This is a genomic window from Streptomyces sp. NPDC050617 (assembly GCF_040654795.1).
GTDB lineage: Bacteria > Actinomycetota > Actinomycetes > Streptomycetales > Streptomycetaceae > Streptomyces.
This window is the reverse complement of sequence record NZ_JBFAIS010000017.1, coordinates 67,686-81,854: the sequence shown is the minus strand read 5'-3', so window position 1 is coordinate 81,854 and position 14,169 is coordinate 67,686. Positions and strand designations below refer to the sequence as shown.

General features: G+C 72.2%; 14 protein-coding genes and 1 tRNA gene. 5 read left to right on the top strand and 10 right to left on the bottom strand.

Annotation, left to right across the window (positions count from 1 at the left end):
- Positions 1–4 precede the first annotated feature (4 nt).
- Together AB0I49_RS22705 and AB0I49_RS22700 are read left to right on the top strand one after the other, a co-directional pair.
- Positions 5–805: an alpha/beta hydrolase gene (locus AB0I49_RS22705; protein ID WP_363228850.1), complete on the top strand. Its 801-nt coding sequence runs from the start codon at positions 5–7 to the stop codon at positions 803–805.
- Positions 806–1,370: 565 nt separating this feature from the next.
- Positions 1,371–1,760 (top strand): hypothetical protein, encoded by a 390-nt coding sequence (locus AB0I49_RS22700; RefSeq protein WP_363228849.1) that lies wholly within the window; start codon positions 1,371–1,373, stop codon positions 1,758–1,760.
- Between the two features lie 40 nt (positions 1,761–1,800).
- Here the strand turns inward: AB0I49_RS22700 and AB0I49_RS22695 are convergent, their stop codons facing one another.
- From AB0I49_RS22695 to AB0I49_RS22675, 5 genes are all read right to left on the bottom strand, one after another.
- On the bottom strand, positions 1,801–3,357 hold the full coding sequence (locus AB0I49_RS22695; RefSeq protein ID WP_363228848.1) for an MFS transporter: 1,557 nt from the start codon (positions 3,355–3,357) through the stop codon (positions 1,801–1,803).
- Positions 3,354–3,902, bottom strand: coding sequence for a helix-turn-helix domain-containing protein (locus AB0I49_RS22690; protein ID WP_363228847.1), 549 nt, complete (start codon positions 3,900–3,902; stop codon positions 3,354–3,356). Before AB0I49_RS22690 ends, AB0I49_RS22695 begins: the two co-directional genes overlap by 4 nt.
- A gap of 82 nt (positions 3,903–3,984) precedes the next feature.
- Complete coding sequence (locus tag AB0I49_RS22685; RefSeq protein WP_363228846.1) at positions 3,985–4,959, bottom strand: aldo/keto reductase; 975 nt, start codon at positions 4,957–4,959, stop codon at positions 3,985–3,987.
- Positions 4,960–5,058: 99 nt separating this feature from the next.
- Positions 5,059–6,489, bottom strand: a complete 1,431-nt coding sequence (gene argH / locus AB0I49_RS22680) for an argininosuccinate lyase (protein ID WP_363228845.1) — start codon at positions 6,487–6,489, stop codon at positions 5,059–5,061.
- Between the two features lie 210 nt (positions 6,490–6,699).
- Positions 6,700–7,077 carry a DUF488 family protein gene (locus tag AB0I49_RS22675; RefSeq protein WP_363228844.1) on the bottom strand — a complete coding sequence of 126 codons (378 nt, stop codon included), beginning with the start codon at positions 7,075–7,077 and terminating at the stop codon, positions 6,700–6,702.
- 48 nt (positions 7,078–7,125) lie between these two features.
- On the opposite strand from AB0I49_RS22675, the gene AB0I49_RS22670 reads away from it, so the two are divergent.
- The 3 genes from AB0I49_RS22670 to AB0I49_RS22660 all read left to right on the top strand — a co-directional run bounded on the left by AB0I49_RS22670 (position 7,126) and on the right by AB0I49_RS22660 (position 8,623).
- Complete coding sequence (locus AB0I49_RS22670) at positions 7,126–7,719, top strand: pyridoxamine 5'-phosphate oxidase family protein (protein ID WP_363228843.1); 594 nt, start codon at positions 7,126–7,128, stop codon at positions 7,717–7,719.
- Complete coding sequence (locus AB0I49_RS22665) at positions 7,716–8,444, top strand: L,D-transpeptidase family protein (protein ID WP_363228842.1); 729 nt, start codon at positions 7,716–7,718, stop codon at positions 8,442–8,444. Before AB0I49_RS22670 ends, AB0I49_RS22665 begins: the two co-directional genes overlap by 4 nt.
- A gap of 105 nt (positions 8,445–8,549) precedes the next feature.
- A tRNA-Pro gene (locus AB0I49_RS22660) sits at positions 8,550–8,623 on the top strand.
- A gap of 177 nt (positions 8,624–8,800) precedes the next feature.
- Here the strand turns inward: AB0I49_RS22660 and AB0I49_RS22655 are convergent.
- The 5 genes from AB0I49_RS22655 to argC all read right to left on the bottom strand — a co-directional run bounded on the left by AB0I49_RS22655 (position 8,801) and on the right by argC (position 13,804).
- Complete coding sequence (locus AB0I49_RS22655; RefSeq protein WP_363228841.1) at positions 8,801–9,376, bottom strand: arginine repressor; 576 nt, start codon at positions 9,374–9,376, stop codon at positions 8,801–8,803.
- A 7-nt stretch (positions 9,377–9,383) separates the two neighbouring features.
- Positions 9,384–10,637: an acetylornithine transaminase gene (locus AB0I49_RS22650; protein ID WP_363228840.1), complete on the bottom strand. Its 1,254-nt coding sequence runs from the start codon at positions 10,635–10,637 to the stop codon at positions 9,384–9,386.
- Complete coding sequence (gene argB, locus AB0I49_RS22645; protein WP_363228839.1) at positions 10,634–11,533, bottom strand: acetylglutamate kinase; 900 nt, start codon at positions 11,531–11,533, stop codon at positions 10,634–10,636. Before argB ends, AB0I49_RS22650 begins: the two co-directional genes overlap by 4 nt.
- Positions 11,530–12,681 carry a bifunctional glutamate N-acetyltransferase/amino-acid acetyltransferase ArgJ gene (argJ, locus tag AB0I49_RS22640; RefSeq protein ID WP_363228838.1) on the bottom strand — a complete coding sequence of 384 codons (1,152 nt, stop codon included), beginning with the start codon at positions 12,679–12,681 and terminating at the stop codon, positions 11,530–11,532. The genes argB and argJ overlap by 4 nt, the downstream gene beginning before the upstream one ends.
- An 85-nt stretch (positions 12,682–12,766) precedes the next feature.
- Positions 12,767–13,804 (bottom strand): N-acetyl-gamma-glutamyl-phosphate reductase, encoded by a 1,038-nt coding sequence (gene argC / locus AB0I49_RS22635; RefSeq protein ID WP_363228837.1) that lies wholly within the window; start codon positions 13,802–13,804, stop codon positions 12,767–12,769.
- Positions 13,805–14,169: the final 365 nt, after the last annotated feature.

The following is a 14,169-nucleotide window of genomic DNA, read 5'->3' as shown; positions in this document are numbered from 1 at the left end:
GCGGATGAACTCCGCCTCACCCTCCTTCCTCGATCTGCGCGGCCGCCGCCTGAGCTACCTCGACTTCGGCGGACCGGGCGCGCCCGTGCTGGCCCTGCACGGCCACTTCGGCCGGGCCCGCCAGTACGCGCCGCTGGCCGCCGCCCTGGCGCCGCGCCACCGCCTCATCGCGCTCGACCAGCGGGGGCACGGACTGAGCGAGGGCGGCGGGCCGTTCTCCACCGACGAGTACGCGGCGGACGCCGCCGCCCTGATCGAGGAGTTGGGCGTCGGCCCGCTGCCGGTGGTCGGCCACTCGATGGGCGGGCTGATCGCCTACACCCTCGCCGCGCTGCGCCCCGAGCTCGTACGGGCCCTGGTCATCGAGGACATGGGCGCGGTCAACCAGCCGCCGGAGGTGGCCCACGCGGTCCTCGACGTATCCGACTGGCCGGTACGGGCGGCGAGCCGCGAAGCGCTGGGCGAGGCCATCACCGCTCGGGGCGTCCCCGACCCCGCCTACTTCCTGGACAGCGCGGAACCGGCCGGCGACGGGTGGCGGCTGCTGTTCGACCCGGCCGAGATGATGGAGTCCCAGCGCGCGACGGCAGGCGACCACTGGCACCGCTGGCTCGGCTCCTCATGCCCGACCCTGCTCCTCCACGGCGAACACAGCTTCATGCTCTCCCCCGCCCACGCCCACGAAATGACAAGCCGCCGCCCCAGCACCGAGCTGGTGGAATTCCCCTCCTGCGGCCACTGGCTCCACGACGACGACCCGGCCGGCTACGCCGAGGCCGTGGCGTCGTTCCTGTCGCGGGCCTGAGCTCGTCGCCGAGCGGCATCGTCGAACGGCTCGCCGCCGGACAGCTACACGACAGCACATGCTTCGTCTGCCCCACCAACGTGGAAACCGGCGGCGATTCCTCCTCAGCCGACAAACAGCCGCCGAGTTGAATCTCGCCGTGGGTTCCTGAGCCGTCGACGCCCGGGCAGTAACCGAGGTTGCCGTCATTCCATCCCACGAGGACGGCGCGACAAAGCCTCCGCGAAAGCGCGCGGACATGCATCGCTCAGCTCACCGTAAATCCCTGAAGGATTCCTGAAGATTGAGCCCGATACGTCTGCACGGACGGAGCATTCCGCTTCTTTGGGCAAACGCATCGCAAAGATCGTTCGACTTCCGTTCCGCTATACGATCACGCACGGCATGCTGCGACAAGTGCCGTTGCGCGGAGGCAGCGAACACGCTGCCGCCCCGAAGCTGCGGACCCCACACAGACCTTGAAGGGTTCGCCGAGTTCGGGCACGAGCATCCGCAGGTCGGCGAAAGTCAGTAATCATCATTTCGGGGCCCGCGCAGCGGGCCCCGAAGGGACAAGGAAGACCGCGTGCACGCCCCATCCATCCCCTTGTATGCCTGGTGGATCATTTCCATCGTCGCCACATTGGCATTCCTCATCTTCTTCGTGACGCTCATGCCGATCCGTAAATACAAGATTCAGGTGTGCTTCGCACCCGTACTTGGCATGACTTTCGGCGTGGCGTCCGCACTCCTGAAAGACATGAAACTCGAAGAATTACTGCCGATGTATGCCACCGCACTACTGGTGTTCCCTGTCGGCGTTTTGGGGCACCGGCGAGAAATACGGCAGAAAATTCTGAACAGATCAATACACGGAGAGCGGCCGGAGGACAAGCCGTCCCGTGCACTGACGGCGCAGATTACCCTTTCGCTCGTGATATTCGGCGCACTCATGGCATGGCTTACCTTTACCTGATCCAGCTCAAGAGAAGCACGTCGCTTCCGCTGGGGCGGCCTCAGTGCTCGGCCGCTCCGTCCTCCAGGCGCTGGCCGCGGAGGAGGAACCACGCCGCGATCGCCGTGGCGAGGAGGACGGTCGCGCCCGCGGCCGCCGCGATCCGCAGCCCTTCTGTGAAGGCGTCCTGCGCGGAGGCGAGGAGGGCCGCGCCCGTCTCGTGCGGCAGTTCGGCGGCGGACTCGACCGCGCCGCCGAGGGACTCGTGGGCGTCGGCGGCGGCAGGGCCCGGTACGCCGGCCGGGACCGTGAAGCCGCGGTAGACGCCGGTGACGATCGAGCCGAGCAGGGCGATGCCGAGGGCCGCGCCGAGTTCGTACGCGGTCTCGGAGACCGCCGAGGCCGCGCCCGCCTGCTCCTTGGGGACGCTGGAGAGGATCACGTCGGCGGTGACGGTGAAGGAGAAGCCGGCGCCGGTGCCGACGACGAGCAGCACCGCCCCGAGGATCGGGTACGGCATGTCGCCGTGCACCCAGATCAGCACGGCCAGGGACACCGCGATGGCGGCGAGGCCGCCGGCGACCACGCCGCGTACGGAGTAGCGGCGGGCGGCCTTGCCGGCGAGCAGTCCGGCGGTGACCGCGCCCACGGCGGCGGGCAGTTCGGCGAGCCCCGCCTCCAGCGGGCCGCGTCCCTGGACCAGTTGCAGGAACTGGGAGAGGAAGAAGACCAGACCGGACAGGCCGAGGATGGTCAGCAGGTCGGCGAGGACCGCGCCGGAGAAGCCGCGGTGGTGGAAGAGGCGCATGTCGAGCAGCGGCGCGGGCAGCCGGAGCTGGCGGCGTACGAACCACAGCAGCGCCAGCACGCCGATCACGCCCGCGGCGGCGATGTCCCAGCGCATGCCGTGCGCCGCCGCCTCCTTGATGGTGTAGACGACGCCGACGATGCCGATCAGCGAGAGGGCGACGCTGCCGAGGTCCCAGGGGCCGGGCGAGGGGTCGCGCGACTCGGGGAGCAGTTTGATGCCGACGACGACGAGGATCACCATCACCGGCAGGTTGATCAGGAAGACCGAGCCCCACCAGAAGTGCCCGAGCAGGAAGCCGCCGACGACCGGTCCGACGGCCGCGCCGGCCGAGGCCATCGCGCCCCAGATGCCGACGGCGAGGCTGCGTTCCTTGGGGTCGTGGAAGATGTTGCGGATCAGGGCGAGAGTCGACGGCATGAGCGTCGCGCCGGCTATGCCCAGCAGCGCGCGGGCCACGATCATCAGCTCGGGGCTCGTCGCGTAGGCGTTGAGCGCGGACACCGCGCCGAACGCGACGGCGCCCGTGAGCAGCAGTTTCTTCCGTCCGATGCGGTCGCCGAGGCTGCCCATGGAGACCAGGAGCCCGGCGATGACGAAGGAGTACACGTCGCCGATCCACAGCAGCTGCGTGCCGGACGGCTTCAGGTCCTCGCTGAGGAACGGCGTCGCGAGGCCGAGCACGGTCGCGTCGACCGCGACGAGGAGCACGGCGAGGACGAGGACGGCGAGCGCCAGCCAGCGGCCGGGCGCGGGGGCGCCGGGCCCCGCCGCCGGTACGGCCCGGATCTTCGCTGCGGACTCGCTCATTTCTCCATGCTCCGTCGGGCGCCGCCGAGCAGCAGCTCGGCGATCGAGTGGTTGAGGTCCTTGCGGGCGACGCGCCCCTCGTGCACAGCCCAGGCGCCCGCGCCGATCAGCCCGTACAGCGCCTCGGTGAGCCAGACGGAGCTGAGGTCGATCCGGAAGCGGCCCTCTTCCTGGCCGCGGCGGAAGACGGCGTTGATCCGGGCGTCCAGCCGGTCCCAGCCCTCATGGGTGTCGCCCTCGAACAACTGGTTCTCGGTGCAGAGGAAGGCCATGAAGGCGAAGACGGGCTCGGACTCGGCGAGCAGCCGGCGCAGCGCCTCGACGGCGTCGCCCTCGTCCAGCCGGGCGGCGTCGAGGGCCTGCTCGAACTGGGCGATGCCCAGTTCCTCCAGGGCCCGTATGAGCGCGTCGCGCCCGGCGAAGTGCCGGTGCAGGGTGGCCCGGCTGATTCCAGCGGCCTTGGCGATCTCGTCCATGGAGGCCGTCGCCTTGCGGCTCAGCAGGCCGGCGGCCTCTTTCAGTACCTGCTCACGATCAACGGCCATGAGACGCACCCTACCCGAATGAGACAGTGACGTCTCACGAGATAGACCTCCCACCGGACAGCGGCGCGCCTCCCGCCGGCGCTCAGGACCAGGGCAGCTGGGAGCGGTGCCGCCAGTAGGCCGCGGGATCTTCGGCGAGACCCGCCAGACGGGTGAGCTGGTTCTCGGTGAGGGCCAGCCGCACCGCGCCCACATGGGAGGCGAGCTGCTCGGCGGTGGCCGCGCCGGAGAGGACCGTGCCGGCCCACGGCTGGTGGAGGACGGCGGCCACCGCCACCGCGTCGGGGGCCGCGCCCGCCTCCTCGGCGATCCGCAGCAGCTCCGGCGGCGCGTACGCGGCGCTCGCCAGCCGCCCGTTGGCGACCGCCTCCTTGACGATCACCGCGACGCCCGCCTCGTGGGCCTCGGCCAGCGCCGCGCCCGCGGCGGGCTCCAGCACGTTGTACGTGGACTGGACGGTACGGAAGAGGGGTTCGCCCTCCCAGGTGACGCCGAGGGCGGCACGGATGGCGTCGGCCTGGGCGGGGCCGCTGGTGGAGAGGCCGACCGTCACGCCCTCGGCGGCGAGGGCCGCCAGCCGCCCGTGCAGCGCGCGGTCGGTCAGGGCCGGGCTCCCGGGGGTGACGGAGTGGATCTGGTAGAGGTCCAGGCGCGGCCCGAGCAGGGCGTCGGTCTCGGCGCACTGCCGGTCGTACGCGGCGACGCTGTGGTCCTTGACCTCGTGCACGTCGGCGTCGGTGCGCCAGTCGGCGACGTAGGTGTAGCCCCACTTGCTGCCGATCACCGCGTCCTCGGCGTCGGGGCGGCGGCGCAGCCAGTCGGCGAGGAACTCCTCCGAGCGCCCGTAGGACCGCGCCGCGTCCAGATACCTGACGCCGTGCCCGTACGCGGCGTCCAGCAGCTGGTGGGTGCGCTCGCGCATCGCGTCGACGGTGCGCTGGGCCGGGAGGTCCCGGTCGCGGCCGTGGTTGATGTAGCCGGGGCGGCCGACGGCGGCCAGCCCCAGTCCGATACGGGCCGCCGGAGCGGCGGCTTCCGCGAGGCGCGCGAACGCCATGGTGTTCTCCCGAGGGCCGGTGTTCTTGCTGGTCGGATCGTTTCACCGTACCCGCAGCGGCGGGCGGGACCGGCCATCCGGCCCCGCCCGCCGACGCTCTCAGCCCTTGGCGTCCGCCCAGGCCCGCTGCACCGCGAGGTCGGCCTTGACCTCGGCGAGCTGCGCGGCCACCGCCGACGGCGCGGTGCCGCCGCGCCCGCTCCGGGAGGCCAGCGCGCCGGGCACGTCGAGGACCGTGCGGACCTCCGGCGTCAGATGCGGCGAGATCTTCGCGAACTGCTCGTCCGTGAGCTGGTCGAGCTCGTCGCCGTGCGCCTCGCACTCCTTGACGCACTCCCCCGCGACCTCGTGCGCGACCCGGAACGGCACACCCTGCTTGACCAGCCACTCGGCGATGTCGGTGGCGAGCGAGAAGCCGGCCGGGGCCAGCTCCGCCATGCGCTCGCGGTGCACGGTGAGCGTCGCCATCATGCCGGTGAACGCGGGCAGCAGCACCTCCAGCTGGTCGCACGAGTCGAAGACCGGCTCCTTGTCCTCCTGGAGGTCGCGGTTGTACGCGAGCGGGAGCGCCTTCAACGTCGCCATCAGGCCCGTGAGGTTGCCGATCAGCCGGCCGGACTTGCCGCGCGCCAGCTCCGCGATGTCCGGGTTCTTCTTCTGCGGCATGATCGACGAACCGGTCGAGAAGGCGTCGTGCAGCGTGACGAAGGAGAACTCCTTCGTGTTCCAGATGATGACCTCCTCCGCGATGCGCGAGAGGTTGACGCCGATCATCGCGGTGATGAAGGCGAACTCCGCCGCGAAGTCCCGCGCCGCCGTGCCGTCGATGGAGTTGGCCGCGCTGCCGTGCTCGAACCCGAGGTCCGCCGCGACCGCCTCCGGGTCGAGGCCGAGGGAGGACCCGGCGAGCGCGCCCGACCCGTACGGCGAGACCGCCGTCCGCTCGTCCCACTGCCGCAGCCGCTCCGCGTCGCGGGAGAGCGACTGCACATGGGCCAGGACGTGGTGGGCGAAGAGGACCGGCTGGGCGTGCTGGAGGTGCGTACGGCCCGGCATGGCGACGTCCGGGTGCGCCTCGGCGAGGGCGGTCAGCGCCTCCTGGAGGTCGGTGATCAGGCCGCCGATGGTCCGCGCGTGGTCGCGCAGGTACATCTTGAAGAGCGTCGCCACCTGGTCGTTGCGCGAGCGGCCGGCCCGCAGCTTGCCGCCGAGGTCGGCGCCGAGCCGCTCCAGCAGCCCCCGCTCCAGGGCGGTGTGCACGTCCTCGTCGGCGATGGTGCCGGTGAACGAGCCGTCCGCGACGTCCGACTCCAGCTGGTCGAGGCCCGCGAGCATGCGCGAGAGCTCGTCGGCGGTGAGCAGCCCGGCCTTGTTCAGCACGCGCGCGTGGGCGCGGGAGCCCGCGATGTCGTACGGGGCCAGCCGCCAGTCGAAGTGGACGGACGCGGACAGCTTGGCCAGGGCCTCGGCCGGCCCGTCGGCGAACCGCCCGCCCCAGAGCCGGACATCACCGCTGTTGCCGTTGCTCACTTGCTCTGCTCCTCGTAAGAGATGAGTCGAACCCGGTCCCGGCCCATGAGCCCGTCCGGCGTTCGAGGCTTCCGGGAAGGGGCGGGGTGGGGTGGGGAAATCTGCGATCTGCATGCAGATGTAGTACCAGATGGCATAACTATGCAAGTCAATGCATGATTCGTCAATGCCACCGGAGAGTGAACCGCGCGGGGAGCCGGTCGGCCGGAGTCACCCCCGCCGCACCGTCCGCACCACATCGGCCAGCACCAGCACATGCCCGTGCTCGACGTCCTTGGTCGCGGTGAGCAGCGTGAGGCGCCCGGACCCGGCCCGCTCGCACAGCTCCCGTACGGCCCGCTCCCCGTCCTCCGCCGCCAGCTCGGCGCGGTAGCGCTCGGCGAACTCGTCGAACCTGGCGGGGTCGTGCCCGTACCAGCGCCGCAGCTCGGCCGACGGCGCGACGTCCTTGTCCCACGCGTCCAGCTCCGCCGCCGCCTTCGACAGGCCGCGCGGCCACAGCCGGTCGACCAGCACCCGCGTGCCGTCCGCCGCGTCGGGGGCCTCGTACACCCGCCGCACCCGCACCTCGTCCGCGTCGCGCGCCATCGTCTGCCTCCTGCCGTGGGACGACCCCCTCGCCCCATAATGCGAGGCATGGGAAAGGTGTACGAAAAAATAGACGGCCGGCTGCGCGCGTTCATCGAGGCACAGCACATCTTCTTCACCGCCACCGCGCCGCTCGACGGGGACGGCACCGTGAATCTCTCCCCCAAGGGCCTGCGCGACTCGTTCGCCGTGCTCGACGAGCACACCGTGGCGTACCTGGACTTCGCGGGCAGCAACGCCGAGACCATCGCCCATCTCCGCGAGAACGGCCGCATCACCCTGATGTGGTGCGCCTTCGACGGGCCGCCGAACATCGTGCGCGTGCACGGCCGCGGTGAGCCGGTCTTCCGCGACGACCCGCGCTGGCCGGGGCTGCTGGCGCACTTTCCCGACAGCGACCCGGCCCGGCACGGCCTGCGCGCCGTCATCGTCGTCACCGCCGAGCTGATCCGGGACACCTGCGGCTACGCCGTGCCGTTCATGTCGTTCGACGCGGAACGGGAGCTGCACGGGAAGCGGTTCGCGCGCGAGACGGACGCGTCCCTGGACGCGTACTTCCACAAGAAGGAGCACATCACGTCCAGCATCGACGGTCTGCCGGGCCTGCCCTTGCCGCTGCCACCCCTCCCACCGGCCGCATGAGGGGCCGCTTCGGCCGGGCGGCCGCGGTCCTCGCCACGGCGGCGGCTCTGACCGGCACCCTGGGCCTCGCCACCGCCCCCTCCCCGACCCCGACCCAGGCCCCGCTCCCGTCCCGCATGGCCGACACCGGCGGCGGCACGCAGCTGATCACCGCGGAGGCGGCCCGTACGGACTCGACCACCGGCACCCTCACCTGGTGGGAGCGGCGCGACGGCCGCTGGCACGCGGCGGGCGCCGCCCCGGCCCGGTTCGGCGCGAAGGGCCTGACCGAGGGCCGTACCCGCGAGCAGGGCACGAACACCACGCCGACCGGCCTGTACGCGCTCCCCTACGCCTTCGGCAACGACGCCGCCCCGGCGGGCGCCCGGAGCCCGTACCGGAGGGTCACCCCCGACTCCTGGTGGTGCGAGGACAACGCCTCCCGCTCCTACAACCGCTGGGTCGAGCGGCTCCCGGCCGACTGCGCGGCGAAGGAGTCCGAGCACCTGGCCGACTATCCCGTCCAGTACAGCCGGGCCCTGGTCGTCGCCTTCAACTACGCCCGCCCCGTCCACGGCCGCGGCGCCGGCATCTTCCTCCATGTGAACGGCCGCGGCGCGACCGCCGGCTGCGTCTCCGTACCCGCCTCCTCGATGGCCGCGGTCCTCACCTGGCTCCGCCCCGCGGCCCGCCCCCACATCGCCATCGGCACCCGCTCCGGACCGACGGCGATCACCCGCTACTGACCCCCTCCGGCGCCGCCGGCCACCCCCCGATTCGGCTCACCGGCCGGGACAGGGTATTTTCTTCTTGCACGCCCGACCGGGAAGAACCCCGGAAGCGGCGGGCACCGGGACGTGGCGCAGCTTGGTAGCGCACTTGACTGGGGGTCAAGGGGTCGCAGGTTCAAATCCTGTCGTCCCGACGGTGCAGAAGCGAGAGGGGCCCGGCGGCCGGAGCAGATCCGGCCGCCGGGCCCCTTCGCGTGTACGGACCCGTGCCCGGGAGACCGTGTACGGGCCCGTAGACGCGGAAAAGCGGAAAAGGGGCCCGTCCCCGGTCTCCCGGGTACGGGCCCATGCTTCGGGCGCGCCCGCCCGCGTCAGCCCGTCTTCTGGTTCTGGGCCAGCCGCAGCAGGTGGTCGGCCAGGGCCTGGCCGCCGGCCGGGTCGCGGCTGATGAGCAGGAGCGTGTCGTCGCCCGCGATGGTGCCGATGATCTCGTGAACCCCCGCCTGGTCGATGGCCGAGGCGAAGAACTGGGCGGCGCCGGGCGGGGTGCGCAGGACCACGAGGTTGGCGGACGCCTCGGCCGAGATCAGCAGTTCGCCCGCCAGCCGCGCCATCCGCCCCTCGGTGACCGACTCGCCGAGCGGCGCGCGGGGGGTGCGGTCGCCGCCCTCGGAGGGCACCGCGTAGATCAGCTCGCCGCCGGTGTTGCGGATCTTGACCGCGCCCAGCTCGTCGAGGTCGCGAGAGAGGGTGGCCTGGGTGACGGAGAGACCGTCGTCGGCGAGCAGCTTGGCCAGTTGGCTCTGCGACCGCACCGGCTGCCGGTTGAGGATGTCCACGATCCGGCGGTGGCGTGCGGTGCGGGTCTGCGGCACGGCCGGACCGCCGTGGGCCGGCTCCGCGGCCTCGGCCGCCCGGGCCGTCTCGGTCTCCTGCGCCTCGGTCATCGTTGTGTCAGTCCTCGGATCGTCGTTCCCCGTCGGCCGTGTCGGCCGCGTGCGCCCCGTGCGCCGCGTCGAGGACGGCGGGCAGCGCCCGCAGCAGCGTCTCCACCTCATCATCGGCGATGATCAGCGGCGGGGCGAGCCGCACCACGTCGGGCGCGACCGCGTTCACCAGGAGACCCGCTTCCTGCGCTGCCTGCTGCACCTTCGGTGCGAGGGGCTCGGTGAGGACAATACCCAGCAGCAGGCCGGAGCCGCGGACCCGGTCGACGAGCGGGTGTCCGAGGGACGCGATCCCGTCACGCAGCCGCTCCCCGGAACGCTCGACTCCGGCCAGTGCCCCGTCGGCGGCCAGCGTGTCGAGGACGGCCAGCGCCGCGGCGCACGCGACGGGGTTGCCGCCGAACGTCGAGCCGTGCTGACCAGGCGTCAGCAGGCCGGCCGCCGCGCCGAAGGCCACGGTCGCGCCGATCGGCAGGCCGCCGCCGAGCCCCTTGGCGAGGGTGACGATGTCGGGCTCGACGCCCTGCGCCTGGTGCGCGAACCAGTGCCCCGTACGGCCGATCCCGGTCTGGATCTCGTCCAGCGCCAACAGCGTCCCCGTGGCGCGGGTGATCTCGCGGGCCGCCGCCAGATAGCCGGCCGGGGGCACGACGACGCCGTTCTCGCCCTGGACCGGCTCCAGGACGACGAGCGCCGTCTCGTCGGTGACCGCCTCGCGCAGCGCCTCGGCGTCGCCGTACGGGACGTACGTGACATCGCCGGGCAGCGGCAGGAACGGCTGCTGCTTCTTGGGCTGGCCGGTGAGCGCGAGGGCGCCCATGGTGCGCCCGTGGAACCCGCCGGCCGCGGCGACCATGTGCGTACGGCCGGTGAGCCGCCCGATCTTGAAGGCGGCCTCGACGGCCTCCGCGCCGGAGTTGGAGAAGTAGACGCGCCCGGTGCGGCCGAAGAGCGCCAGGAGGCGTTCGGCCAGCGCCACCGGGGGCTCGGCGGTGAAGAGGTTGGAGACGTGGCCGAGGGTCGCGATCTGGTCGGAGACGGCCCGTATGACCGCGGGGTGGGCGTGGCCGAGGGCGTTCACGGCGATGCCGCCGACGAAGTCGACGTACTCCTTGCCGTCGGCGTCCCAGACCTTGGCGCCCTCGCCGCGCACGAGCGGGATGCGGGGCGTGCCGTAGTTGTCCATGAGGGCGCCCTGCCAGCGCCGCGTCAGGCCGGCGTTGGTGTCCGCCGCCGGGCCCGTCATCGTCGTGTCCGTCATGCCGCCCCCTCCTCGTCGGGCACGACCATCGTGCCGATTCCTTCGTCGGTGAAGATCTCCAGCAGGATCGAGTGCTGTACGCGGCCGTCGATCACGCGGGCGGTGGTGACGCCGTTGCGCACCGCGTACAGGCAGCCCTCCATCTTGGGCACCATGCCGCTGGCCAGCTCCGGCAGCAGCTTCTCCAGCTCCCGCGCGGTGAGCTGGCTGATCACGTCGTCGCTGCTCGGCCAGTCCGCGTAGAGGCCCTCGACGTCGGTGAGGACCATGAGCGTCTCGGCGCCGAGAGCGGCGGCGAGCGCGGCGGCGGCGGTGTCGGCGTTCACGTTGTAGACGTGGCCGTCGTCCTCGCTGCGGGCGATGGAGGAGATCACGGGGATGCGGCCGTCGTCGAGGAGCGCCTGGACGGCGCCCGCGTCGATCCGGGTGATCTGCCCGACGCGGCCGATGTCGACGCGCTCGCCGTCGACTTCGGCGTACCGCTTGGTGGCGCTCATGGTGTGCGCGTCCTCGCCGGTCAGGCCGACGGCGAGCGGGCCGTGCTGGTTGAGGAGGCCGACCAGCTCGCGCTGCACCTGGCCCGCCAGCACCATCCGTACGACGTCCATCGCCTCCGGCGTCGTCACGCGCAGCCCGGCCTTGAACTCCGTGACCAGCCCGAGCCGGTCGAACTGCGCGGTGATCTGCGGGCCGCCGCCGTGCACGACGACGGGCTTGAGCCCGGCCTGCCGCAGGAAGACGACGTCCTGGGCGAACGCGGCCTTCAGCTCCTCATCGACCATGGCGTTGCCGCCGAACTTGATGACGACGGTCTTGCCGTTGTGCCGGGTGAGCCAGGGCAGCGCCTCGATGAGGGTGCGGGCCTTGGGCAGGGCGGTGTGCTTGCGGGTGCTCATGAGGAATACGCGCTGTTCTCGTGGACGTAGTCGGCGGTGAGGTCGTTGGCCCAGATGACGGCGGACTCGGCGCCGGCGGAGAGGTCGGCGGTGATGCGGACCTCCCGGTAGCGCATGTCGACGAGTTCGCGGTCCTCGCCCACCGAGCCCTTCTTGCAGACCCAGACGCCGTTGATGGCGACGTTCAGCTCGTCGGGGTCGAAGGCGGCGGCGGTGGTGCCGATCGCGGACAGGACGCGGCCCCAGTTGGGGTCCTCGCCGTGGATGGCGCACTTGAGGAGGTTGTTGCGGGCGATGGACCGGCCGACCTCCACCGCATCGTCCTCGCTCGCGGCGCCCACGACCTCGATGCGGATGTCCTTGGACGCGCCCTCGGCGTCGCCGATGAGCTGCCGGGCGAGATCGTCGCAGACGGACCGTACGGCCTCGGCGAACTCGCCCTGCCCGGGCGTCACTTCGGACGCGCCGGAGGCGAGCAGCAGCACGGTGTCGTTGGTGGACATGCAGCCGTCGGAGTCGACCCGGTCGAAGGTGGTGCGGGTCGCCGCGCGCAGCGCCTCGTCCAGCCGGTCCGCGTCCACGTCGGCGTCGGTGGTCAGCACGACGAGCATGGTGGCGAGGCCGGGCGCGAGCATGCCCGCGCCCTTGGCCATGCCGCCGACGCACCAGCCGTCGCCCTCGGCGACCGCGGTCTTGTGCACGGAGTCGGTGGTCTTGATGGCGATGGCGGCCTTCTCCCCGCCGTGCTGGGAGAGCGCGGCGGCGGCCGCGTCGACGCCGGGGAGCAGCTTGTCCATCGGGAGGCGCAGGCCGATGAGGCCGGTGGAGGCGACGGCGATCTCACCGGCGCTGTGGCCGAGCGCCGCCGCCGCGCGCTCGGCGGTGGCGTGGGTGTCCTGGAAGCCGAGGGGGCCCGTACAGGCGTTGGCGCCACCGGAGTTGAGGACGACGGCGGAGACCTGACCGCCCTTGAGAACCTGCTGGGACCAGAGGACGGGGGCGGCCTTGACGCGGTTGGAGGTGAAGACGCCCGCGGCGGCGGCACGCGGACCCGTGTTGACGACGAGCGCCAGGTCCGGGTTGCCGTTCTCCTTGATCCCGACGGCGACGCCCGCCGCCGTGAATCCCTTTGGTGCCGTGACGCTCACTGCTTCTCCTTGTGTGGTGCCGTGGTCGGTGTGCGGCCGGTGCGGCCGGTGCTGCCGGTGCCGCCGGTGCTGCCTGCGCCGCCGCTCACGGCGCGATCCCGGCCGTGGTCAGGCCGAGCTCCTCGGGGAGGCCGAGGGCGATGTTCATGCTCTGCACGGCGCCGCCGGCGGTGCCCTTGGCGAGGTTGTCGATGGCGCTGATCACGACGATGCGCCCGGCCGCCGCGTCGTACGCGACCTGGATCAGCGCGGCGTTGGAGCCGTGGACGGCGCCGGTGGAGGGCCACTGCCCCTCGGGCAGGAGCGTCGCGAACGGCTCGTCCTGGAGGGCCTTCTCGTAGGCGGCCCGTACGGTCTCGGCGGTGACGCCCGGCTTCGCCTTCGCGCTGCACGTGGCGAGGATGCCGCGGGGCATGGGGGCGAGGGTCGGGGTGAAGGAGACGGTGACGGGCTCGCCCGCCGCGGCCGACAGGTTCTGGATCATCTCGGGGGTGTGGCGGTGGCCGCCCCCGACGCCGTACGGGCTCATGGAGCCCATGACCTCGCTGCCGAGCAGGTGCGGCTTGGCGGCCTTGCCCGCGCCGGAGGTCCCGGACGCGGCGACGATCACGGCCTCGGGCTCGGCGAGCCCGGCCGCGTAGGCGGGGAAGAGCGCGAGCGAGACGGCGGTCGGATAGCAGCCGGGCACGGCCACGCGCCGGGCCCCGCGCAGCGCGTCCCGCGCGCCGGGCAGCTCGGGGAGCCCGTACGGCCAGGTGCCCGCGTGGGGCGAGCCGTAGAACTTCTCCCAGTCCCCCGCGTCCGCCAGCCGGAAGTCGGCGCCGCAGTCGACGACCAGCACGTCGTCGCCGAGCTCGGCGGCGACGGCGGCGGACTGCCCGTGCGGCAGCGCGAGGAAGACGACATCGTGCCCGGCGAGCGCGCCGGCGACGGTCGGCTCCAGCTCACGGCCGGCGAGCGGCAGCAGATGCGGCTGGAGCGCGCCGAGCCGCTGCCCCGCGTTGGAGTTCCCGGTCAGCGCGCCGATCCCGGCGGCCCCGACCTCGGGGTGCCCGAGCAGCAGACGCAGGATCTCCCCTCCCGCATACCCACTCGCCCCGGCCACCGCCGCACGTACCGCCATCGGAAATCCTCCTCGTTGATGGCATGACTATACGTATCTTGACAGTGTTATGCAATGGCGGGTGCGGGCGGGCCGGGGGGCGGCGGGAGCCGGGCGTCGCCGGGGGGGGCGGGAGCCGGGCGGCGAGAGCCGGGCAGGCCCCCGCTCACTCGGTCACCAAACGGTCATATTCGTAAGGATTGTCAACTGGGCCTCGGATGAGCACAGTTGTGCGTGATCTTGTGCATTGATCCAATGCGACGGAGGTGCTCTCCCATGCGTTTCTTCCCCCTGCCCAGCGGATCCGCCCACCAGCGGCCGGACAGCCCAGGGCACCCACCACATCGGGCCGGCCCGCAGGGCAGGTCGCGCCATCGTGCGTTCCG

What these genes read in the sequence shown, in the direction of transcription:
- AB0I49_RS22705 (WP_363228850.1), top strand. Translation starts at nt 5, where the DNA reads ATGAACTCCGCCTCACCCTCCTTCCTCGATCTGCGCGGCCGCCGCCTG.
- AB0I49_RS22695 (WP_363228848.1), bottom strand. Translation starts at nt 3,357, where the DNA reads ATGAGCGAGTCCGCAGCGAAGATCCGGGCCGTACCGGCGGCGGGGCCC.
- AB0I49_RS22690 (WP_363228847.1), bottom strand. Translation starts at nt 3,902, where the DNA reads ATGGCCGTTGATCGTGAGCAGGTACTGAAAGAGGCCGCCGGCCTGCTG.
- AB0I49_RS22685 (WP_363228846.1), bottom strand. Translation starts at nt 4,959, where the DNA reads ATGGCGTTCGCGCGCCTCGCGGAAGCCGCCGCTCCGGCGGCCCGTATC.
- AB0I49_RS22675 (WP_363228844.1), bottom strand. Translation starts at nt 7,077, where the DNA reads ATGGCGCGCGACGCGGACGAGGTGCGGGTGCGGCGGGTGTACGAGGCC.
- AB0I49_RS22670 (WP_363228843.1), top strand. Translation starts at nt 7,126, where the DNA reads ATGGGAAAGGTGTACGAAAAAATAGACGGCCGGCTGCGCGCGTTCATC.
- AB0I49_RS22665 (WP_363228842.1), top strand. Translation starts at nt 7,716, where the DNA reads ATGAGGGGCCGCTTCGGCCGGGCGGCCGCGGTCCTCGCCACGGCGGCG.
- AB0I49_RS22655 (WP_363228841.1), bottom strand. Translation starts at nt 9,376, where the DNA reads ATGACCGAGGCGCAGGAGACCGAGACGGCCCGGGCGGCCGAGGCCGCG.
- AB0I49_RS22650 (WP_363228840.1), bottom strand. Translation starts at nt 10,637, where the DNA reads ATGACGGACACGACGATGACGGGCCCGGCGGCGGACACCAACGCCGGC.
- argB (WP_363228839.1), bottom strand. Translation starts at nt 11,533, where the DNA reads ATGAGCACCCGCAAGCACACCGCCCTGCCCAAGGCCCGCACCCTCATC.
- argC (WP_363228837.1), bottom strand. Translation starts at nt 13,804, where the DNA reads ATGGCGGTACGTGCGGCGGTGGCCGGGGCGAGTGGGTATGCGGGAGGG.